We start from the raw sequence: 20,025 nt of genomic DNA on the forward strand, positions 1-20,025 counted from the left end.
GCTCCGCGTCGCCTCCGGCTCCGCTGCGCGGCCCCCAGTCGCGCAAGGAATAGTCCGTGAGGGTGATCTCCTGTAGGGAGCATTTACGTGAGGCAATGGCTATGCCGCTCGGGAACATCGCTTCATGAGGCAACACGACGCCCACGCTGATCGCCGCGCAATGACGCGCGAATAATTGCGCTGGCAATGATTTGTTACATCCGGCAAATTACGGAGACATTTGCCAGTCCTAGTCTTTCGCCCATCCGCGATTTCACGGGCAGAATGTCCCGATCGCTTCTGCCGCGGAGGAGAAGTCCATGTTCCCGATTCCCGCCCCCGTCGTGGCGGCCCTATCCGCCGTAGCTCCGTCCGCCTCAGTCCGTCATGCCGATGCCGCGAATCAGAGCCGGATCGCCACGCATGGCGCCGTGCAGAGCGGATGAGTCCACCGTTGATACTGATCGCCGAATTGCACCAGGATTTGCGGCACAAGGTACGCGAATATCTTGAACAGGGCGGGTTTCGCGCTCTGCCCGCGGCTTCGGCGACGGATATTTTCAGCGCCCTCACCAGCATGCCGGTTGGTGCCGTCGTGCTGGATGCGGCGCTGCGCGGCCCCGATGGGCTGGACCTGTGCCGCGATATCCGCGAACGCAGCGACGTCCCCATCATCCTGGTCGGATCCAACAGCTCCGAGGTCGACCGGGTAGTCGGGCTGGAACTGGGCGCGGACGATTATATGGCCAAACCCTATTCGATGCGCGAACTCGCCGCACGCCTGCGCGCCGTGTTGCGGCGTGGCCGGGGCGAACGGGCGCTGGGCCTGCGCCGCCAGACGGAGGCTATTTTCGACGGCTGGATCGTGGATTTCGCCCGGCGGGAAGTGACCGATCCGCAGAGCCGGCTGGTGGAACTGACCGCTGCCGAATTCACGCTGCTGACGGTGTTTCTGGATCATGCCCAGACGGTGATCGCACGCGCGCGGCTAATGGAGTTGGCGGGCGTGCGCGATGCGCCGTCGTCGGATCGCAGCATCGACGTACTGGTCAGCCGCCTGCGCCGAAAGCTGGGCGCGGGAGGGCAGCCTGCGCCAATTGTTACCGTTCGTGGTGCCGGCTATATGTTCAGCGCCGTGGTCGATCGGCGCTGAGCGGCGGTTTCCTGCGCAGAACCGCGGATTTACCCGGCTCAGCACGGCAATCGCACAGTTCATGACCCAGACACAGTTTTTAACAAACCCGCTGCGCTGCAGCAAAACCACATCCCTATCCTCCATCATACATCGGTCCGCCCCCTGACCGGCACCCTATTGAGAAGAGGATAGACTCCATGAACGAGCTACTCGGTCGCGTATTCAGTTTCGAAACCAAGGTTTTCCCGAACGAAAGCGCCCTCTATAACCAGCTGGCCAGCCATGGCCAAAGCCCCAAGGCGCTGATGATTTCCTGCGCCGATTCGCGCATCGTCCCCGAACATATCATGCAGGCGGCACCCGGCGACCTGTTCGTCTGCCGTAACGCCGGCAACATCGTGCCGCCCCACGCTACCCAGAATGGCGGCGTCACCTCTACCGTCGAATACGCAGTGATGGTGCTGGGCGTGCGCGACATCATCGTGTGCGGCCACAGCGATTGCGGCGCGATGAAGGCGCTGTCCACCAATGCCGACCTAGCAAAGATGCCCAATGTCGCCGCCTGGCTGCGCCACAGCCACGCCGCGCAGATGGTCTGCCGCGAAAATTACCCCGATGATCTGAGCGACGCCGAAAAGCTGCGCAACATGGCGCTGGAAAATGTCGTCGCCCAACTCGCGCATCTGCGTACCCACCCGTCGGTCGCGTCGGGTATCGCGCGCGGCGAAATCGCGCTGCACGGCTGGTATGTCGATATCCATGCCGGTCAGATATTGGGCCTGGACGGCGAAACCGGCCATTTCTCGCCTTTGCGCGAAGGCCAGCCGATGCCGATCGCTCTTCCCCATGGTCGTCGCCTCACCGGCGAATCGACCATTGCTCAAGCGGCGGAGTAAATCATGTTGAAGGCTCTTTCCGGCGGCAATTTCGGCCGCGACTTTACGGCGTCGATCGTCGTCTTCCTGGTGGCGATGCCGCTTTGCATGGGCATTGCGATTGCATCCGGCGTGCCGCCGGAAAAGGGCCTGATCACTGGTATCATCGGCGGTCTGGTCGTCGGCCTGCTGGCCGGTTCGCCCTTGCAGGTTAGCGGTCCTGCCGCCGGCCTTGCCGTCATCGTGTTCGAAATCGTGCGGGAACAGGGGCTTTCCGCTCTTGGACCCATCCTCATCCTGGCGGGCGCGATTCAGGTCGTTGCCGGTCTTTTGCGGGTTGGCGGATGGTTTCGCGCCATTTCACCGGCGGTCGTGCATGGCATGTTGGCGGGCATCGGCGTGTTGATCGTCGTCGGCCAGTTCCACGTCCTGTTCGATGACAAGCCGTTGTCGAGCGGATTGCATAACCTGATCGCCATGCCGGCGCAGATTTTCGGTCTGACCACCGGTGACACCGCTACGGCGTTCGCGGTCGGTCTGGTGACGATCTTCAGCATGTTGGGTTGGGAAAAATTCCGGCCCGCATCGCTCAAGCTGGTGCCAGGTGCGCTGGTCGGTGTGGTCGCCGCCACGTTGGTCGCCTTCGTCCTGGGGCTGCCTGTCGCCCGCGTGGTCGTGCCAGAATCGATCGTAGCGGCGATCGCTTTGCCTGAAGCCGGTCTGCTGGCGCAGTTGATGAACCCGGCGATCTTCACCACGGCCATTGCCATCGCCTTCATCGCCAGCGCCGAAACCCTGCTGTCGGCCGCCGCGGTCGATCGCATGCATGATGGCGTGCGCACCAATTATAACCGCGAACTCAGCGCCCAGGGCGTCGGCAACCTGCTTTGCGGCTTTGCCGGCGCGCTGCCGATGACAGGCGTCATCGTCCGCAGCTCCGCTAACGTGCAGGCCGGCGCCAAGACCCGCCTGTCGGCAATCCTGCACGGCGTCTGGATTTTGGGCTTCGTCGCGTTGCTGCCCTGGCTGCTGCGCGAAATCCCGATGGCGGCGCTGGCCGGCATCCTGGTGATCACTGGCGTCCGTCTGGTAAGCGTCGCGCATGTGAAGCATCTCTTCCACCTCTACGGCCCGCTGCCCGCGGTCGTATGGGCAGCGACGCTGATCTGCGTGGTCACCACCGATCTGCTGACCGGCGTGCTGGTGGGTATCGGCCTGTCGCTGCTCGAACTCCTGCCCCACGCCACGCGCCTGCGCCTCAAGATGGTCGACGAAAGCCGGGGCGAAGCGCATGAAGTGGCGCTGCGCGGCACCGCCACCTTCCTCAGCCTGCCCAAGCTGTTGGCGAAGCTGGACTCGTTGCCCACAGCGGGCCTCGTCATCCTGAACGTCGAAAAGCTAGGCCATATCGACCATACCTGCGCGGAAATGCTGCGCGAATGGGTCGATCGCCGCCGCGGTGCTGGCGCGCCGGTCGAATTGTTCGGCGCCACCGGACGTATGCGTCAACTCGTCGCCTGATCCCCCCAACAAAATCGGGCGATGTCCTGAGCCGCCGCGCCTCCCCCCAGGAGCGGCGGCTTTTCTTTGGACTCCCATAATCAGAAACATAATAGCAATATACTATTACCACTCTGGCAAAGAACCGTGCCCGGCATATCACAGCCGCTCCGATCCGTTCGCAGTTGCAGTAAAAGCGGTTTGTCTCGCGGTCAGGACAGAATAGGGCAAGCCTATCCGCCGGTATTGAAGACGATCAACAACAGATCTTCGGGCCAGAGCGGATGCAGGACGGAACATTCCAATGTTAAGGGGAATGTTCATGAAGTATCAAATCGCCTGTGCCGCCCTCGCGCTCATGTCCAGCGTGCCGGCTTTCGCGCAGGAAGCACCCGCCAGCCCCGTCACCGTTACCGGCAGCGTCGGCCTCGTGTCCGACTATCGCTTCCGTGGCGTGTCGCAGTCTGACAAGGCCATGGCGGTCCAGGGCGGCATCACCGCAACGCATGAAAGCGGCGTCTATGTCGGCACCTGGGCGTCGAACCTCGCTGGCTGGGGCACCTTCGGCGGCGCGGGCATCGAACTCGACCTGATCGCTGGCTATGCCATGCCGCTGGGTGAGGGCACAACGCTGGACGTCGGCCTGACCTGGTACATGTATCCGTCGGGCGCAGACGAAACCGATTTCGCCGAGCCTTATGTCAAGCTGTCGCACCAGATCGGCCCGGTCAAAGCGCTGGTCGGCGTCGCCTATGCCCCCAAGCAGGAAGCGCTGGGCAAATGGTATAATGACGCTGCCGCCTATGGCACCGGCATCCCTGACAAGGCGGGCGACAAGGAAGACAATTTCTACGTCTGGGGCGACGTCAGCGGTGCCGTGCCCAACACGCCGGTCACGCTGAAGGCGCATCTGGGCTGGTCGAACGGCAATAGCGGCCTTGGCCCCAACGGCACGTCGGTCGCCCCGACCGGCAAATATCTCGACTGGCTGGTGGGTGCGGACCTCGCCATCCCCGGCACGCCGCTGACGCTGGGCGTGGCCTATGTCGACACCGACATCGCCCGCGTGGAGGAAAACTACCTCCGCCCCAACCTGTCGGTCGCCGATGCCGACAATGCCGGCAAGTCGATCGTGCGCAGCCAGGTCATCTTCTCGCTGACCGCGGCCTTCTAATTCCCATGTCCGGGCCTGGTTCGCCAGGCCCGGACATTCTCCCTGCCGTGACAAATTGTTGCTACAGTTGCGTTTCGGGCCTTCCCGCCGCCGCCGCAGTTGACCCCCGATCCGCCGACCCCTATTTCCCGGCCATGACATTTTGTGCGCTGACGCCTTCATGACCGCCCCTTCGATCATCCTTGTCGAGGACGATCCGCCGCTGCGCACGCTGACCGCGCGTGCATTGCAGGAACATGGCTATCAGGTGCGCCCCGCGTCCTCCGGCCCCGAAATGTGGGTGGCCTTCGACGCTGGCCCGGTCGATCTCGTCGTGCTCGACGTCATGCTGCCCGGCACCAACGGCATCGACCTGTGCCGCCAGATCCGCCGCAAGAGCGACGTCCCCATCATCTTCATCAGCGCCAAGGGCAGCGAGACGGACCGGATCGTGGGCCTTGAACTGGGCGCGGACGATTACCTCCCCAAACCCTTTGGCACGCGCGAACTGATCGCCCGCATCCGCGCCATCTTGCGCCGCGTTGGCGTGGAGCGTGGCCCTGAAGAGCATCGCGAGAGCGAAGCGCATTTCGACGGCTGGAACGTCAACTTCCCTCGGCGCGAACTCCGCTCTCCCACCGGCGCCATCGTCGAACTCACCGGGGCGGAATTTGACCTGCTCGGTTCCTTCCTCAGTCATCCGCAGCGCGTGATCGCCCGCGAACGGTTGATCGAATTGTCGCGCACCCGCATGGGCGACAGCAGCGACCGCAGCATCGACGTCCTCGTCAGCCGCCTGCGTCGCAAATTGTCCACCGCCGACAAGGGCGCACTGATCACCACCGTCCGCGGTGTCGGCTATATGTTCAACGCAGAGGTCAGCCGCGCTTGAGACGGCATTTCAGGGGATCGCTGGGGCTGATGGGCCGCCTGTCGGTCATCCTGCTGCTGACGGTAATGCTGGAATTTGCGGTGGGCACGCTCATCTACGAGCGTACCAGCCAAATCTCGTTGCAGGATGATGAGGCACGGCGACTGGCCGAACATCTCGTCATCGCGCGAAAGCTGCTGACCGAGCAGCCGCCCGCTGAACGACCCGCACTCGGCCTGCAACTGACCACCGATCGCTACGACGTCCATTGGTCGCCCGCAGCCCCGCCGCCGCCGCCGCTCTCGCCTGAACTGGAGCGGATGCGCCAGCAGATCGTCGCCTGGGAACCCAGCCTGGAACGCTCCCGGCTCTGGCTGCGCATCGCATCGCCCAGTCGCCATTCGGAAATCAATGGCGGGTTGCAATTGGCCGACCGCAGCTGGGTCTATTTCGGCATGCATCATTCCGGCAGCAAATGGGCCTTCACCCTCGGTCGGCTGGGGCTGGCGCTGATCCCGGTGCTGGCGCTGCTGATCGCCGGCTGGCTGCTAATCCGCCGGACACTCGCCCCGCTGCGCGACCTGACCCATGCGACCCACCGGATCGGCCTGGGATCGGCGGTAATGGTGCCCGAAGCGGGGACCAGCGACGTGCGAAATCTGATTGCGGCCTTCAACGCGATGCAGTCGCGCCTCCACCGCCTCATCAACGAACGTACCGAAACACTGGCGGCGGTGGGCCATGATCTGCGCACCCCGCTCGCCCGGCTGCAATTGCGGCTGGAGGGGGTGAAAGACGATGATATCCAGCAGGCGATGGCCGGCGACCTGGAGGAAATGGGGGCGATGCTGGAATCTCTGCTGGCCTATCTGGGCGGCGAAAAAGACCCCGAACCGGCAGTGCGCACCGATGTTGCAGTCACGATCGCCACCATCGTCGACGCTTTTCAGGACCATGGTGACGACGTCGCCTATGATGGCCCCGATCATTTGGAAATGGCGGTGCGCGCCTTGTCGCTGCGCCGCGCGGTGCGCAACCTCATAGAAAATGCGCTCCACTATGGCGATCGCGCCCGCGTCTCGCTCGAACGGGTCGGGACGGAGATATTGATCCGCGTCGATGATGACGGCCCCGGCATCCCGCGGGAACGGCTGGAGGAGGTATTGCGGCCCTTCGCCCGGCTGGACGATGCGCGCCAGCGCAACACGCGCGGCCTGGGCCTGGGCCTGGCCATCGTCGAAAAAGCGGTGCGGGCGGAAGGCGGACAGCTGACGCTCGCCAACCGCCCCGAAGGCGGGCTGCGCGCTGAAATCTGCCTGCATCTGCCAAGGTCGGCCGCTCGTAGCGAATCGCGCAGCTAAAAGAGAAACTGTCCGACCCCAAGCAAAACTCGTTTATCGCTGTGCCTGTCGCCACGCTATGCCCACCGCAACAGGCGCATGAGGCGGATATGATGGCAGACGGACAGGCCGATGACGGAATCGTCGAGGGCTATTGGGACATAGCGGCGCTGACGGCGGAACTGGGCGCGGCGCGCAGTCGCTGGCGGCAGGCGCAGCAGCACCATGCCGAATATGGCGCGGAAGGTTTCCCGTCGCGCGACAATCTGACCAAGATCATGCAATCGCTATGCGGCGCGCTGTTCCCGCTGCGCCTCGGCCCCAGCTTCGTGCGCCTGCATAATGAGGACGCCTATGTCGCCGAAACGCTGCAGACGGTGCTCAGCCGCCTCTATGGGCAAATCCGGCTGGAACTCATCTATGCGCTGAAAGGCGAGCCGGCGGAGGCAGTCGATCGCGAAGCGGCGCGCATCATCGCCGCCTTCGCCCACAGCCTCCCGACCTTGCGCGCGCTGCTCGACACCGATGTCGATGCCGCCTTCCTGGGCGATCCTGCCGCGCGCAGCGTGGACGAAGTGCTGATCTGCTATCCCTCCATGCTGGCGATCATCCACCACCGGCTGGCGCATCGCCTGCATCAACTGGGCGCCCCGCTGGTGGCGCGGATCATGTCGGAAATCGCGCATGGGAAGACGGGCATCGATATTCATCCCGGCGCGAACATCGGCCGGTCCTTCTTCATCGACCATGGCACCGGCGTCGTCATCGGCGAAACCGCGATCGTGGGCGATCGGGTGCGGCTGTATCAGGGTGTCACGCTGGGCGCGCGCAGCTTTCCGGCGGATGGGAAGGGCGCGCTGGAAAAGGCGCTGCCGCGTCATCCGATCATTGAGGATGACGTGGTCGTCTATGCCGGGGCCACGGTTCTGGGCCGGATCATCGTGGGCAGCCGCTCCGTCATCGGCGGCAATGTCTGGCTGACCGACAGCGTGCCGGCCGACAGCAATGTGCGCCAGGCCAAGGCGCATTATGAGGTCACAAGCCGCGCCCAGGTGTCCGCCCCGCACCGCGTCCATGCCATGCTGGAAAGCACGGACGGAGTGGGGGAGAATATTTAGCCAACATCCGTTCGTTTCGAGCGTAGTCGAGAAACGCGGCGCTCACCGCTTCTCGACTTCGCTCGAAGCGAACGGGCCTTCTTATCGCCCCGCGCAGCTATCCCCGTCGCCTGCCACCAGATCGAGGCACCGGCCATCGATCTCGCTCTTCGCCACCGGCAGTCCGATCAGCGCCGCCAGCGACGGCATGATATCCACCGTCTCGACCCCCAGCGGCTGTTCGAAATGCTGCATCCCCTTGCGCCAGAACAGAATCGGCACGCGGCGATCGGCGTCCCAGGGCGAACCATGGGTCGCGACCGATCCCATGGTCGCCTGTTCCGGGATCGACATGACGCGCGGCTTCAAAAGCAGCAAAAGGTCACCTGACCTTTCGGCATAGAAGCTGGCCCGCGCCTCCTGAATCAGGGTCCAGCTTTCGGGCGGGCCGGACGGGGAAGGGGTGGCGGCGATCTGCGCCTTGGTGAATACCGTCTCGACTTGGCGGTGCGCGCGCAGCAGCTTGAGCGCTTCGGCCTCTACGCGCGCGCGCTGGGGCGCAGTCAGCCCCTTGTCGAAATACAGGTCGCCCGACGGCCCGTCGCTCCAGATCACCTTCTTGCCCGGCAACCCCGCCTTGTCTGCGATGGCGGTATTGAGCGCCTTGGGCGTCAGCGCCATGTCAACGCGGCTTTCCATCGGCATGGCGTTCAGGCGATGGCGTTCGGGCAGGTCATGGCCGCCATGGTCGGCGGTCAGCACAACGACATAATCGATGCCGTCCTTGTCGAGCCGATCGAAGAAGGCGCCCAGTTCCTGATCGAGCCGATCGACCTGGATACAGCTTTCCGTGCCTTCGGTGCCATAGGTGTGGCCGATATAGTCGGTCGCCGACAGGCCGATCGAGATGATGTCGGTCTGCGCCTGCTTGCCGAGATCCATATTCTCGATCGCGGCGGCAGCGAAGGCCAGGGTCATCGCGTCCTGTTCCGGCGAGATGCGGAAGCTCTTATAATCGCCCGCCGCGCGCGCGAAGCGGCCGGTGCCGACGGTCTTGTCGCCCGCCCGCACCGCGAAATCCTTCGACGCGCACTGGGCCGGCAGTTCGAAGCCGGGATTGGGTTGGGCCATCCGCTGCGCCATCGCCGCATTGACCTTGGCGACCAGCGGAGGGGTGGCGATCCCCTTATAGCTGACATAGCCCTGCGGTCCGCCCAGCCACCACACATGGTCGGCGGTCGCGCCGCCCATCATGATAGCCGCGCGATCCTTGCCCGCGATCGACACGACGCGGGTGGCGGGGTTGGCGATCTTCATCCGGCCGCCCAGTGTCGGCACCTTCAGGTGCATCGGCGACGCATCATATTTGTCGCTGCTGCTGCCCGGCTGCGTCTCGTCCTCGGCGCAATAGATCGATTTGTCCTCGCGCTTGGCACCAAGGTCGAACCAGTTGTTGGCGATGATGCCGGTGCGCGACGGGCGGCTGCCGGTCAGGATGGTCGAATGGCCGGGGCAGGTTTCGGTCGCGGCGTGGCTTTGATAGCCGCGCGGGAAGACCGCACCTTCGCTCGTCAGACGCTTCAGGCCGCCGCTATAATATTGGCGATATTCGCTGAACAGGTCGGCGGAGAATTGATCCACGCTGATGGCGACGATCAGCTTTGGCGGCGTTGAAGGCGCGGCGGCCGGGGCCGGGACGGGCTGCTGCGCCGCCAGCGGCATGGCGGTGGCAATCAACAGGGTGGCGGCGACTGTCTTCAACATCTACTGTACCTTCTCCAGCCTTGACGGCGAACGCCCCCGGACCTAGCCCGCTGACATCCACCAGACCAGAGGCCCGATGCGGATTTTTCAAGTCATATTGATGACGCTGGCATGGCTGGCCGCTCTTTCCCCTGCGCAGGCGCAGGGGGCGTTCGGCGGCGGGCCGGCGCATATCGCTGCGCAACTGGTCGCCGAAAGCGCCGCGCCCCGGCCTGGCGAAGGCACGACCATCGCCTTCGCCATGATTCCCGAAAGCGGCTGGCACGGCTATTGGGAAAATCCCGGCGATGCTGGCCTTGGCATGACCGTGGACTGGACCCTGCCCAGGGGCGTCAGCGTCGGCCCGCTGCGTTATCCGGTGCCCGAAACGCTGCTGATTTCCGGCCTGATGAACCATGTCTATGAAGGGCCTTATGGCGTGCTGGCGACGCTCAAGGTCGCGCCCGGCATCGCGCCCGGCACGCGCCTGCCGGTGCGGGCGAAGGCGCAATGGCTGGCCTGCACCGACAAGGTATGCGTGCCCGAAAGCGGCGAGTTGACGCTGGAACTGGTCGCGGGCGACGGCACCGTGTCAGCGGCTGATCGGATGCGCTTCGATGGTTGGCGCACCCATCTGCCCCGGCCGCTGGGATCGCAGGCTAGCTACGCGGTGAAGGACGGCAAGCTGCGCCTGTCAGTGCCGTTCCCAGCCAGTGCGCAGGCCAGCGACATCCACCTCTTCCCGCTGGCCGAAGGGCTGGCCCGCTATGCCGCGCCGCAAACGGTAACGCGCGATGGCGACACGCTGCGGATCGAGACGGACGCAGGCGAGGGCGGCAAGGGCGGTACGGTGCAGGCGGTGCTACGGACCGGCGACCATGTCGGCTTCTTGCTGACGGCGAAACCCGGCGCGGTTGCGGGCGTATCGGGCGGCGGCCAGTGGAGCGCCATTTTCGCCGCGCTGGGCGGCGCGCTGCTGGGCGGCCTGCTGCTCAACATCATGCCCTGCGTTTTCCCGATTCTGGGCCTCAAGGCCATGAAGCTGGCGAAGGCCGGCGGCGACGAGCGGACCGTGCGGCGGGAGGCGCTGGCCTATACGCTGGGCGTGATCGTCACCTGCCTAGCCTTAGGCGGCGCGCTACTGGCGTTGCGCGCAGCGGGCGGCGCCGTCGGCTGGGCGTTCCAGTTGCAAGACCCGCGCATCATCCTGGCGCTGCTGCTGCTGGTCACCGGCATCGCTTTCAACCTCGCCGGCCTGTTCGACCTCAGCGCCTATGGCGGCGGCGAAGGGCTGGCGGGGAAGGGCGGCGTCGCCGGCTCCTTCTGGACCGGGGCGCTGGTCGCCTTCGTCGCGACGCCTTGCGCCGGGCCGTTCATGGCCGCTGCCATGGGCGCGGCGCTGCTGCTGCCCCTGGCGGCTGCGCTGGCGGTCTTCGCCGGATTGGGGTTGGGGCTCGCGCTGCCGTTCCTATTACTTGCTTACGTGCCGGCGCTTCGCAAACGATTGCCTAAACCCGGCGGCTGGATGGGCCGTTTCCAGAAAATCCTCGCCATCCCGATGTTCCTGACCGCGCTTGGCCTCGCCTGGCTGCTGGGCCAGCAACGCGGCGTGTCTGGCATGACGATCGGTCTGGCCGCGGCGCTGTTGCTGGCGCTGTTGCTCTGGTGGCTGGGTGGTCGCCAGCGGCTGGGCAAGGGGGGCGGCTGGATCGCCGCGATCGCAGGCCTCGCGTTGATGGCGGGCGCCGCCTACGCCCTGCCGACCCGCGCGCCTGCCGCTGTCGAAAAAGGCGATTCAACTGTCCATTTCGATGTCGCAAAACTCGCCGAACTGCGCACCGCCAACAAGCCGGTTTTCCTCTATTTCACCGCCGACTGGTGCCTGACCTGCAAGGCAAATGAGGCCGCCGCGATCGACCGCGCCGAAACCCGCGCCGCCTTCGACAAGGGCGGCGTCACCGTCATGGTCGGCGACTGGACCAATGCTGATCCCGCCATCACCCGCTTCCTCGAAGGGCAGGGCCGCTCGGGCGTCCCCCTCTACCTCTTCTATGCGCCGGGGAAGGAGGCCGTTACCCTGCCGCAACTGCTCACCCCCGCCACCCTTGCCGGATTGGTGCGCTGATGGCCAAGATCCGTGCCGATCAGTTGCTCGTCGACAGCGGCCTTGCCGAAAGTCGCGCCCGCGCGCAGGCGCTGATCCTCGCCGGACTTGTCTTCCTGGGCGACAGGAAGGTCGAGAAGGCAGGGCAGCAGGTGCTCGAAGGGACGGAACTGGACGTGCGCGGCCGCGACCATCCCTGGGTATCGCGCGGCGGCATCAAGCTGGCCCATGCGCTCGAAGAGTTTGCGATCGACGTCACCGGCTTCGTCGCCATCGACGTTGGCTCCTCGACCGGCGGCTTTACCGACGTGTTGTTGACCAATGGCGCGGAGAAAGTCTATGCGGTCGACAGCGGCACCAACCAACTCGCCTGGAAAATCCGCTCCGACGATCGCGTCATCGTCCATGAACAAACCAGCGCCCGCATCCTGACCGACGCGCATATTCCCGAAGCCATCGACATGATCGTGTGCGACGCCAGCTTCATCAGCCTCGCCAAAGTGCTGGAAAAGCCCATCAGCTTCGCCAAACCCGACGCGCAGATGATCGCGCTCATCAAACCTCAGTTCGAGGCGCGGCGGGAAGAGGTGGGCAAGAATGGCGTGGTGCGGGATACCCTCGTCCACCAGCGCGTTTGTGCGGAGGTGCAGGACTGGGTCGTGTCGCAGGGCTGGACCGTCGCGGGCCTGACGCAAAGCCCGATTACCGGCCCGCAAGGCAATGTCGAATTTCTCCTCTACGCCCGGCTTGGTGGATAATGGACGTATGTTCGTTCCCAACCCTACCGTCATAAGGTGCGGCCCAAGCCCGATTGTCCCGCCAGAAAAGGCTCGTTACCCTTTTATCATGCGCCCCATTCTTCCCGTCCTGATGCTTGCCCTGTCCCTCGCCGCCTGCGGTGGAGAACAGGAAAAAAAGCCCCGCGCCGTTCCCTTGGTTGAGGTGCAGCCCATTGCGCCTGCCGCCTTCACCGACAATCTGGAAGCGGTCGGCACCGCCCTCGCCAATGAACAGGTGGTGCTGTCCGCGCCGGTGACCGAACGGATCGAGGCGCTCAATTTCGCCGACGGCGGCTATGTGGCCAAGGGGCAGGTGATCGCCCGGCTGGCGGTGGGGCAGGAACAGGCCGAACTCGCGTCGGCCGAGGCCACCGCGTTGCAGGCGACCCAGCAGCTCCAGCGTATCCAGGCGCTCAAGAGCCGGGGCTTTGCCACCGGCGCGACGCTGGAACAACAGGTCGCGCTCGCTAACTCTGCCCGCGCCAATGCACAGCTCGCCCGCGCCTCGATCGGCGACCGGGTGATCCGCGCGCCCTTTTCCGGCTGGGTCAGCCTGCGCACCGTCTCGCCCGGCGCGATCGTGACGGCCGGCACCGCGATCGCCACGGTCAGCGACATCAGCCGCATCAAGCTGGACTTCACTATCCCCGAAACCCGGCTGGCGATGATCCGCGAAGGCATGACGATCAAGGCGGTGTCCGCCGCCTGGCCTGATCGGCCGTTCAACGGCACGATCGCCACCATCGATCCCGTCATCGACCCTGCCACCCGCGCGGTGCGGGTGCGCGCGATCCTGCCCAATCCCGACAAGGCGCTGAAACCCGGCATGTTGCTGACCGTCAGCGTGCTCGCGCGCCAGCGCCAGTCCCTGTCGGTGCCCGAACTGGCGCTGGTCGGCGATGGCGACGATCGCTTCGTCTTCGTGATCGAGGATCGGACGGCCAAGCGCGTGAAGGTTGAAACCGGCATCCGCCAGGATGGCCGGGTCGAGATATTGGGCGGGCTCAAGGCGGGGCAGAAGGTCGTGACCGAAGGCGTGGTCAAGCTGACCGACGGGGTGAAGGTGCGGTTGCCCGGCGACAAACCCGACCAGCGGGCTAAGGACGGTTCCGGCAAGGCGGCCGGCTGATGCAGCTATCCGACCTTTCGGTCCGCCGCCCGGTCTTCGCCGCGGTCGTCGCGGTACTGATGTGCATCATCGGCGTCGTCGGCTGGATGAGCCTGTCGGTGCGCGAATATCCCGATACCGACCCGCCGATCGTGTCGGTCGAAACCAGCTATACCGGCGCGGCTGCATCCGTGGTCGAAACCCGCATCACCCAGTTGATCGAGGATGCTGTCGCCGGCGTTCAGGGCATCCAGACCATCACGTCCACGTCGCAGGACGGCACGTCTAACATCAATATCGAATTTGATCCCTCGCGTGACATTGACACCGCCGCCAATGACGTGCGCGACCGGGTGGGCTCGGTGGTGGAGGATCTGCCCGAAGACGCACTGGCCCCCGAAATCCGCAAGGTGGATTCGGACGCGCGCGCCATCCTGTTCCTCGCCTTCTCGCGCCCCGGCTGGACGCCGATCCAGATCAGTGACTATCTCGACCGCAATGTGGCCGACCGGTTCGCCGCGATCGATGGCGTCGCCCGCGCCAATATCAGCGGCGAGGCGCGCCCTTCGACCCGCATCTGGTTCAACGCCGAAAAACTGGCCGCCTTTGGCCTGACCCCGGCCGATGTCGAAGCCGCGCTGCGCAGTCAGAATGTCGAGCTGCCCGCCGGCCGCTTCGAATCACAGGACCAGAATCAGACTCTGCGCGTCGAACGCCCGTTCGCCACGCCCGATCAGTTCGCGCAGCTTGTCGTCGGCCGCGGCACGGACGGGTATCAGGTCAAGCTGGGCGATGTCGCCCGGATCGAGGAAGGCGCGGAAAATCCCTATAGCAGCTTCCGTTCCAACCAGGGGACGGCGATCGGCATCGGCATCATCCGTCAGTCGGGTGCCAACACGCTGGAGGTCGCGCAAAAGGCCAAGGCGCTGATCAAGGAATTGCAGCCGACCCTCCCGCAGGGGATGCGTGTCGCCATCGGCACCGACGAATCGCTGTTCATCGAACGCGCCATCGCCAATGTCTATGACACGCTGATAGAGGCGGCCCTGCTGGTCATCCTCGTCATCTTCCTGTTCCTGGGGTCGGTGCGCGCGACGATCATCCCGGCGATCACCGTGCCGATCTGCCTGCTCGCAACCTGCGCGGTGATGTGGCTGCTGGGCCTGTCGATCAACCTGCTGACGCTGCTTGCCTTCGTGCTTGCCATCGGCCTGGTTGTCGATGACGCGATCGTCGTGCTGGAAAATGTCTATCACCGCATCGAACAGGGGGAAGACCCGTTGGTCGCCGCCTATCTCGGCACGCGGCAGGTCGGTTTCGCAATCATCTCGACCACGCTGGTCGTCTGCGCCGTGTTCGTGCCGGTCATGTTCCTGGCCGGCCAGACCGGCCTGCTGTTCCGCGAACTTGCCATCGCGATGATCGCCGCGATCGCTTTTTCCGGTTTCATTTCGCTCAGCCTTGCGCCGATGCTCTGTTCCAAGCTGCTGAAAAATGCCGAGCGCGGCCGGCTTGCGCGCTGGATAGATGATCGCTTTCAGCGTCTGGAAAATGGCTATGCGCGCTGGCTGGACGGCGCAATCCGCAAGCCGCTGCTTCCGCTGCTGGCCGTGGTGCTATTTCTGGTCGTCGCCGGCTTCTTCTTCACCCGCCTGCCGAGCGAACTCGCCCCGGCCGAGGATACCGGCGTGGTCGAAGCGCAGATCAGCGCGCCCGAAGGCACCGGCTTTCCCCGGATGATGGCCTATATGAAGAAGATCGAGGATGATCTCTCCTTCCTGCGCAAGGATGGGACGCTTCAGAATTTGGTCATCCGCACGCCTGCGGGTTTTGGCTCGACCGACGATTTCAACGGCGGCAACGTCATCGCCTTCCTGCGGCCATGGGAAGACCGGACTATCACCACCGCCGAAGTCGCGACCATCGTCAACAAGGTGATCGCCGACCAGCCCGGCGTGCGCGGCAACGCCGCGCCGCGATCGGGGCTGGGGCGTGGGCGCGGCCTGCCGGTCAATATCGTGCTGGCGGGGTCCACCTATGAAGGGCTGGTCGCCGCGCGCGACCGGATCATGGCCGCCGCCGCCGACTATCCCGGCCTGATCAACGTCGACAGCGATTACAAGGAAACCAAGCCGCAGATGCGGATCGAAACGAACCTCGCCCGCGCGGGCGATCTGGGCGTGTCGGTCAACGATATCAGCCAGGCGTTGCAGAGCTTGCTCGGTTCCCGCCGGGTCGGCACCTATGTCGAACGGGGCGAGGAATATCGCGTGCTGGTGCAGGCGGAAGAAGAAGGGCGTCAGACCGCGGCCGACCTCGACCGCATCAACGTCCGCTCCCGCACCGGCGCGCTGGTGCCGCTGTCGACGCTGGTGACGCTGCGGGAAGTCGCCGGGCCGCGCCAGCTCAACCGTTACAACAAGCTGCGCGCCATCACCCTGACCGCTGCGCTCGCCCCTGGCACCTCGCTGGGGCAGGGCCTTGCCTTTCTGGAGGATCAGGCCCGCCAGTCACCCGAAGTGCTGGCCATCGGCTATCGCGGCGAAAGCCAGTCGCTGCGCGAAACCGGCGGATCGATCTGGCTGGTCTTCGGCCTCACAATCCTGATCGTCTATCTGCTGCTCGCCGCCCAGTTCGAAAGCTTCATCCATCCCGGCGTCATCATCGCCACGGTGCCGCTGGCGGTGGCCGGCGGCGCGCTGGGGCTGGCGATCACCGGCGGGTCGATCAACCTCTACAGCCAGATCGGCATCGTCATGCTGGTGGGACTGGCGGCCAAGAACGGCATTCTGATCGTGGAATTCGCCAACCAGTTGCGTGACGAAGGAATGGAGATAGCCCAAGCCATCCGCGAAGCCGCCAAGCGCCGCCTACGCCCTATCCTGATGACCTCTATCGCGACCGTGATTGGCGCGGTGCCGCTAGTCATTCGTGGCGGCGCGGGGGCCGCGGCGCGCCATTCTATCGGCACGGTCGTGGTGTTCGGCGTCAGCCTCGCGACCCTCATCACCCTGTTCCTGATCCCGATCTTCTATTCGCGCGTTGCCAAGCGGACGGTTTCTCCGCAAACCGTTGGCCGCAAGCTGGATTCGGCGCTCAAGGATTCGCCCGATCCCGCCGAATGACAGGCTTTTTGGAGCTGCGTTGCCGATGAACGAGATTGCGTCCCCCGGTCAGTTGCGTCTTGCCTATTTGCGCTGGGCGCTGGTTACGGTGCCGGCGATCGTCTTTCTGGGGTTCCTGTCGGGGCGGCTTGCCAATAGCGGCTATGGCAATCGCTGGTTCGACGCGCTGGAAAAGCCCGCACTGATGCCGCCCGGCTGGGCGTTCGGCGTCGCCTGGACGATCCTTTACGTCATGATGGCGCTGGCCTTCGCCATCGTCCTGCACGCGCGCGGGGCGAAGGGGCGCGGCGCGGCGATTGCCCTGTTCTTGATTCAGTTGCTGCTCAACCTTTGCTGGTCGCCGCTTTTCTTTCGCGCGCATCAGGTCGGCAGCGCGCTGGCGCTGATCCTCATCATTTTCGTATTGGTCGCCGTAACGACCGCGCTTTTCTGGCGCATCCGCCGCCTCGCTGGCGTGCTATTACTGCCCTACCTGGCGTGGCTGGCCTTTGCTTCCTTCCTCAACTATGAGATCGGCCGCCTGAACCCCGATGCGGCGACCCTTGTCGCCCCGGCGCTCAGAACCCAGATATGAATCATGGGCGCGCCGATCGCGCGCCGGACAGAGGATAAAGCCAATGCAGAGCGAAAACCGCTTTTTCGATGATCTCGCCAAGCTGGTGAACGGCGCCGCCGGCACCGTGGCGGGCATGGGCCGCGAATTTGAAACCAACGCGCGCGAGCGGGCGAAGGAATGGATCGGCGGCATGGAATTCGTGTCGCGCGAAGAATTTGACGCGGTCAAGGCGATGGCGGCCGCCGCGCGCGAGGAAGTCGAACTGCTCAAAGCGCGGCTCGACGCCCTGGAAGGCAAGGCCGGCGAACCCGTCACCAAGACCGTCAAGGCGGCCAAGCCCAAGCCGACGGACCCGGTCTGACCCTGCCATCCTTGCGTCTGTCCTTTCGCGGTAGGCGGTGATAAGGCGCGCCGATGATGGATAGCGACGAATTTGAACATGGCGGCGGGGAAGCCGCGCCGATCGACATGCTGGCAGCCTATTTCGAAGCGCATGGCTGGACGTTCGAGCAGGTCGGCGAAGATGAGATCGTCGCGAATACCCAGGGGTCGTGGGCGCAATATGAGCTGCGCGGCATCTGGCGCGACGAGGATCAGGTGTTGCAACTACTGGCGTTGCCCGACATTCGGGTGACCGAAGAAAAACGCGGCACCGTCTACGAGACGCTGGGCCTCATCAACGAACAGCTGTGGCTAGGGCATTTCGAGCTATGGTCGTCGAGCGGCATCATCCTGTTCCGCCATGGCGCGCTGCTGGGTGCGGGCGGCACCTTGACGCTCGACCAAGCGCAGTTGCTGGTGGAAACCGCGATCGACGAATGCGAGCGTTTTTATCCGGTGTTCCAGTTCGTCCTCTGGGGTGGCAAGTCGCCAGCGGAAGCGATCTCCGCCAGCCTGATCGAAACCCGCGGCGAGGCCTGATCCGATGATACAGAGCTGGCCCGATCATCTCCTCCTCGTTGGTTGCGGCAATATGGCGGGGCAGATGCTGTCTCGCTGGCTCGATTGCGGCCTCGACCCCGCGCGGGTCACCGTGTTGCGCCCCAGTGGCAGGCCGGTGGCCGATGGCGTGGCGGTCGTGACCGACTATCCCGACGCGCTGCCCGCCGGAACGACCGTGCTGCTGGGGATGAAACCCTATCAGATCGCCGCTGTCGCCGCTGCACTGGCACCGCTCTGCGCCGCCGATACGCGCATCGTCTCGATCCTGGCCGGCACGACGCTCGCCGATCTGCGTGCCCGTTTCTCCGCAGCCCGCGACATCGTGCGCGCCATGCCCAATTTGCCGGTCGGACTTGGGGAGGGCGTGACGGCACTGTTCACCGACGCGGCGACCGCGACGCAGGCCAAGGCGGACGTCGCCGCGTTGATCGAGCCGCTGGGCCTGGTCGAATGGATTGCCGACGAAGCCCTGTTCAATCAGGTGACGGCGCTGTCGGGCTGCGGCCCTGCTTTCTTGTTCCGCTTCATCGACGCGCTGGCGCGGGCGGGCGAAGCGATCGGCATTCCCGCCGATCAAGCCGCGCGCATGGCGCTGGCGACGGTGCAGGGATCAGCCGATATGGCGGCCCGCGCCGCCGACAGTCCCGGTGTGCTGGCCGATAAGGTAGCAAGCCCCGGCGGCATGACCCGTGAAGGGCTGAATGTTCTCGATGCCGACGACCGCTTGCTGGCTCTGCTCACCGATACGCTGGCCGCGGCCCGCGACCGCGGCGAAGCGATGGCGCGCGGGGCATAAGGGCTGTTTCGAGGGGCAGGCTTTTGCGCTAAGGCGCGCGCTTACCGACCCCGGAGTCCGCCATATTGTCCCCGGATACCCCCATCCTGCTGCTCACCACTGGCGGCACGATCGACAAAATCTATTTCGACGCCCTGTCCGACTATCAGGTCGGCGAAACCGTTATGGCCAAGCTGCTGGAGGTCGCGCGGGTCAAGCGCCCCTTCCGTATCGAGGAAGTGACGCGCAAGGATAGTCTGGAACTGAACGACACGGATCGCGCGCTGATCTACGCCCGCGTCGCCGCGGCGACGGAACGCCACATCGTCATCACCCATGGCACCGATACCATGACCGATACGGCCAAGCAGCTGGCCGGGATCGAAGGCAAGACCATCGTACTCGTCGGCGCGCTCGCCCCCGCGCGCTTTGGGGAGAGCGACGCCAGCTTCAACCTCGGCATGGCCTTCGCCACGGCGCAGGTGGCGGAGCCGGGCGTCTATATAACCATGAGTGGCTCTGTCTTCCGCGCCGACAAGGTGATCAAGGACCGGGCCAAGGGTGCCTTCGTGCCGATCGCGGACTGACGCAGTCGTTTCTCTACCGGAACCTTGCCGCCCATTTGCGCATTGATCGCGCAGGGTACATGTCGAGGAGGAAGAGATATGAGCGATTATCAGGAACGTCCGGTCACGACGACGACCGTAATCGAAAAGCGCAGCAGCGGCGGCACGATGTTCGCGGTCCTGTTGCTGGTTGTTGTTGTGGCGGTGGCCGCCTTCTTCCTGATCAGCAGCCAGACGAGCAAGGACAATGCCATATCGAGCGCCGCGGGCCAGGTCGGTCAGGCCGCCAGCGATGTCGGCGATGCAGCCAAGGATGCCGCCGGCGCCGCCAAGGGCGAATGACCGCGATCTAATTCTGTATGATGCAGGCATGAAAA

General features: G+C 64.8%; 19 protein-coding genes. 17 read left to right on the forward strand and 2 right to left on the reverse strand.

Annotation, left to right across the window (positions count from 1 at the left end; genetic code table 11):
* Positions 1 to 187 (reverse strand): hypothetical protein (locus HHL08_RS25345; RefSeq protein WP_206377885.1); only part of this gene is annotated, 187 nt, incomplete at its 3' end.
* Between the two features lie 234 nt (positions 188 to 421).
* Here HHL08_RS25345 and HHL08_RS14365 point away from each other — a divergent pair.
* The 7 genes from HHL08_RS14365 to epsC all read left to right on the forward strand — a co-directional run bounded on the left by HHL08_RS14365 (position 422) and on the right by epsC (position 7,971).
* The gene (locus HHL08_RS14365) at positions 422 to 1,132 is read left to right on the forward strand and encodes a response regulator transcription factor (protein ID WP_169573847.1); all 711 of its coding nucleotides are present in this window, start codon (positions 422 to 424) and stop codon (positions 1,130 to 1,132) included.
* A gap of 179 nt (positions 1,133 to 1,311) precedes the next feature.
* A complete protein-coding gene (locus HHL08_RS14370; protein ID WP_169573848.1) occupies positions 1,312 to 2,010 on the forward strand; it encodes a carbonic anhydrase in 699 nt (232 codons plus the stop codon).
* Positions 2,011 to 2,013: 3 nt separating this feature from the next.
* Complete coding sequence (locus HHL08_RS14375) at positions 2,014 to 3,510, forward strand: SulP family inorganic anion transporter (RefSeq protein WP_169573849.1); 1,497 nt, start codon at positions 2,014 to 2,016, stop codon at positions 3,508 to 3,510.
* A 295-nt stretch (positions 3,511 to 3,805) separates the two neighbouring features.
* Positions 3,806 to 4,663: a TorF family putative porin gene (locus tag HHL08_RS14380; protein ID WP_169573850.1), complete on the forward strand. Its 858-nt coding sequence runs from the start codon at positions 3,806 to 3,808 to the stop codon at positions 4,661 to 4,663.
* A 160-nt stretch (positions 4,664 to 4,823) separates the two neighbouring features.
* The gene (locus tag HHL08_RS14385; protein WP_169573851.1) at positions 4,824 to 5,534 is read left to right on the forward strand and encodes a response regulator; all 711 of its coding nucleotides are present in this window, start codon (positions 4,824 to 4,826) and stop codon (positions 5,532 to 5,534) included.
* A gap of 29 nt (positions 5,535 to 5,563) precedes the next feature.
* On the forward strand, positions 5,564 to 6,874 hold the full coding sequence (locus tag HHL08_RS14390; RefSeq protein ID WP_408021782.1) for an ATP-binding protein: 1,311 nt from the start codon (positions 5,564 to 5,566) through the stop codon (positions 6,872 to 6,874).
* 92 nt (positions 6,875 to 6,966) lie between these two features.
* Positions 6,967 to 7,971 carry a serine O-acetyltransferase EpsC gene (gene epsC, locus HHL08_RS14395; protein WP_169573984.1) on the forward strand — a complete coding sequence of 335 codons (1,005 nt, stop codon included), beginning with the start codon at positions 6,967 to 6,969 and terminating at the stop codon, positions 7,969 to 7,971.
* Positions 7,972 to 8,052: 81 nt separating this feature from the next.
* Here epsC and HHL08_RS14400 read toward each other — a convergent pair whose 3' ends face one another.
* The gene (locus HHL08_RS14400) at positions 8,053 to 9,714 is read right to left on the reverse strand and encodes an alkaline phosphatase family protein (RefSeq protein WP_169573853.1); all 1,662 of its coding nucleotides are present in this window, start codon (positions 9,712 to 9,714) and stop codon (positions 8,053 to 8,055) included.
* Between the two features lie 76 nt (positions 9,715 to 9,790).
* Here HHL08_RS14400 and HHL08_RS14405 point away from each other — a divergent pair, with 76 nt between their 5' ends.
* The 10 genes from HHL08_RS14405 to HHL08_RS14450 all read left to right on the forward strand — a co-directional run bounded on the left by HHL08_RS14405 (position 9,791) and on the right by HHL08_RS14450 (position 19,990).
* Positions 9,791 to 11,818 carry a protein-disulfide reductase DsbD family protein gene (locus HHL08_RS14405; protein WP_169573854.1) on the forward strand — a complete coding sequence of 676 codons (2,028 nt, stop codon included), beginning with the start codon at positions 9,791 to 9,793 and terminating at the stop codon, positions 11,816 to 11,818.
* A complete protein-coding gene (locus tag HHL08_RS14410) occupies positions 11,818 to 12,555 on the forward strand; it encodes a TlyA family RNA methyltransferase (protein ID WP_169573855.1) in 738 nt (245 codons plus the stop codon). The genes HHL08_RS14405 and HHL08_RS14410 overlap by 1 nt, the downstream gene beginning before the upstream one ends.
* Positions 12,556 to 12,643: 88 nt before the next feature.
* Positions 12,644 to 13,705 (forward strand): efflux RND transporter periplasmic adaptor subunit, encoded by a 1,062-nt coding sequence (locus tag HHL08_RS14415; protein WP_169573856.1) that lies wholly within the window; start codon positions 12,644 to 12,646, stop codon positions 13,703 to 13,705.
* Positions 13,705 to 16,809, forward strand: coding sequence for an efflux RND transporter permease subunit (locus tag HHL08_RS14420; protein ID WP_169573857.1), 3,105 nt, complete (start codon positions 13,705 to 13,707; stop codon positions 16,807 to 16,809). The genes HHL08_RS14415 and HHL08_RS14420 overlap by 1 nt, the downstream gene beginning before the upstream one ends.
* Positions 16,810 to 16,834: 25 nt before the next feature.
* Positions 16,835 to 17,383, forward strand: coding sequence for a TspO/MBR family protein (locus HHL08_RS14425; RefSeq protein WP_169573858.1), 549 nt, complete (start codon positions 16,835 to 16,837; stop codon positions 17,381 to 17,383).
* Positions 17,384 to 17,426: 43 nt separating this feature from the next.
* Positions 17,427 to 17,726, forward strand: a complete 300-nt coding sequence (locus tag HHL08_RS14430) for an accessory factor UbiK family protein (RefSeq protein ID WP_169573859.1) — start codon at positions 17,427 to 17,429, stop codon at positions 17,724 to 17,726.
* A gap of 53 nt (positions 17,727 to 17,779) precedes the next feature.
* The gene (locus HHL08_RS14435) at positions 17,780 to 18,286 is read left to right on the forward strand and encodes a type III secretion system chaperone family protein (RefSeq protein WP_169573860.1); all 507 of its coding nucleotides are present in this window, start codon (positions 17,780 to 17,782) and stop codon (positions 18,284 to 18,286) included.
* Positions 18,287 to 18,290: 4 nt separating this feature from the next.
* Positions 18,291 to 19,103, forward strand: a complete 813-nt coding sequence (gene proC / locus HHL08_RS14440) for a pyrroline-5-carboxylate reductase (protein ID WP_169573861.1) — start codon at positions 18,291 to 18,293, stop codon at positions 19,101 to 19,103.
* Positions 19,104 to 19,165: 62 nt separating this feature from the next.
* Positions 19,166 to 19,669, forward strand: a complete 504-nt coding sequence (locus HHL08_RS14445) for an asparaginase domain-containing protein (RefSeq protein WP_169573985.1) — start codon at positions 19,166 to 19,168, stop codon at positions 19,667 to 19,669.
* A gap of 78 nt (positions 19,670 to 19,747) precedes the next feature.
* Positions 19,748 to 19,990, forward strand: coding sequence for a hypothetical protein (locus HHL08_RS14450; RefSeq protein ID WP_169573862.1), 243 nt, complete (start codon positions 19,748 to 19,750; stop codon positions 19,988 to 19,990).
* Positions 19,991 to 20,025: the final 35 nt, after the last annotated feature.

Source organism: Sphingobium psychrophilum, from assembly GCF_012927105.1.
GTDB lineage: Bacteria > Pseudomonadota > Alphaproteobacteria > Sphingomonadales > Sphingomonadaceae > Sphingobium > Sphingobium psychrophilum.

Coding starts and splice junctions, on each gene's coding strand:
- HHL08_RS14390 (WP_408021782.1), top strand. CDS start 5,564: ATGGGCCGCCTGTCGGTCATCCTGCTGCTGACGGTAATGCTGGAATTT.
- HHL08_RS14420 (WP_169573857.1), top strand. CDS start 13,705: ATGCAGCTATCCGACCTTTCGGTCCGCCGCCCGGTCTTCGCCGCGGTC.
- HHL08_RS14385 (WP_169573851.1), top strand. CDS start 4,824: ATGACCGCCCCTTCGATCATCCTTGTCGAGGACGATCCGCCGCTGCGC.
- HHL08_RS14410 (WP_169573855.1), top strand. CDS start 11,818: ATGGCCAAGATCCGTGCCGATCAGTTGCTCGTCGACAGCGGCCTTGCC.
- HHL08_RS14415 (WP_169573856.1), top strand. CDS start 12,644: ATGCGCCCCATTCTTCCCGTCCTGATGCTTGCCCTGTCCCTCGCCGCC.
- HHL08_RS14375 (WP_169573849.1), top strand. CDS start 2,014: ATGTTGAAGGCTCTTTCCGGCGGCAATTTCGGCCGCGACTTTACGGCG.
- HHL08_RS14450 (WP_169573862.1), top strand. CDS start 19,748: ATGAGCGATTATCAGGAACGTCCGGTCACGACGACGACCGTAATCGAA.
- HHL08_RS14430 (WP_169573859.1), top strand. CDS start 17,427: ATGCAGAGCGAAAACCGCTTTTTCGATGATCTCGCCAAGCTGGTGAAC.
- HHL08_RS14400 (WP_169573853.1), bottom strand. CDS start 9,714: ATGTTGAAGACAGTCGCCGCCACCCTGTTGATTGCCACCGCCATGCCG.
- proC (WP_169573861.1), top strand. CDS start 18,291: ATGATACAGAGCTGGCCCGATCATCTCCTCCTCGTTGGTTGCGGCAAT.
- HHL08_RS14365 (WP_169573847.1), top strand. CDS start 422: ATGAGTCCACCGTTGATACTGATCGCCGAATTGCACCAGGATTTGCGG.
- epsC (WP_169573984.1), top strand. CDS start 6,967: ATGGCAGACGGACAGGCCGATGACGGAATCGTCGAGGGCTATTGGGAC.
- HHL08_RS14380 (WP_169573850.1), top strand. CDS start 3,806: ATGTTCATGAAGTATCAAATCGCCTGTGCCGCCCTCGCGCTCATGTCC.
- HHL08_RS14435 (WP_169573860.1), top strand. CDS start 17,780: ATGATGGATAGCGACGAATTTGAACATGGCGGCGGGGAAGCCGCGCCG.
- HHL08_RS14370 (WP_169573848.1), top strand. CDS start 1,312: ATGAACGAGCTACTCGGTCGCGTATTCAGTTTCGAAACCAAGGTTTTC.
- HHL08_RS14405 (WP_169573854.1), top strand. CDS start 9,791: ATGCGGATTTTTCAAGTCATATTGATGACGCTGGCATGGCTGGCCGCT.
- HHL08_RS14425 (WP_169573858.1), top strand. CDS start 16,835: ATGAACGAGATTGCGTCCCCCGGTCAGTTGCGTCTTGCCTATTTGCGC.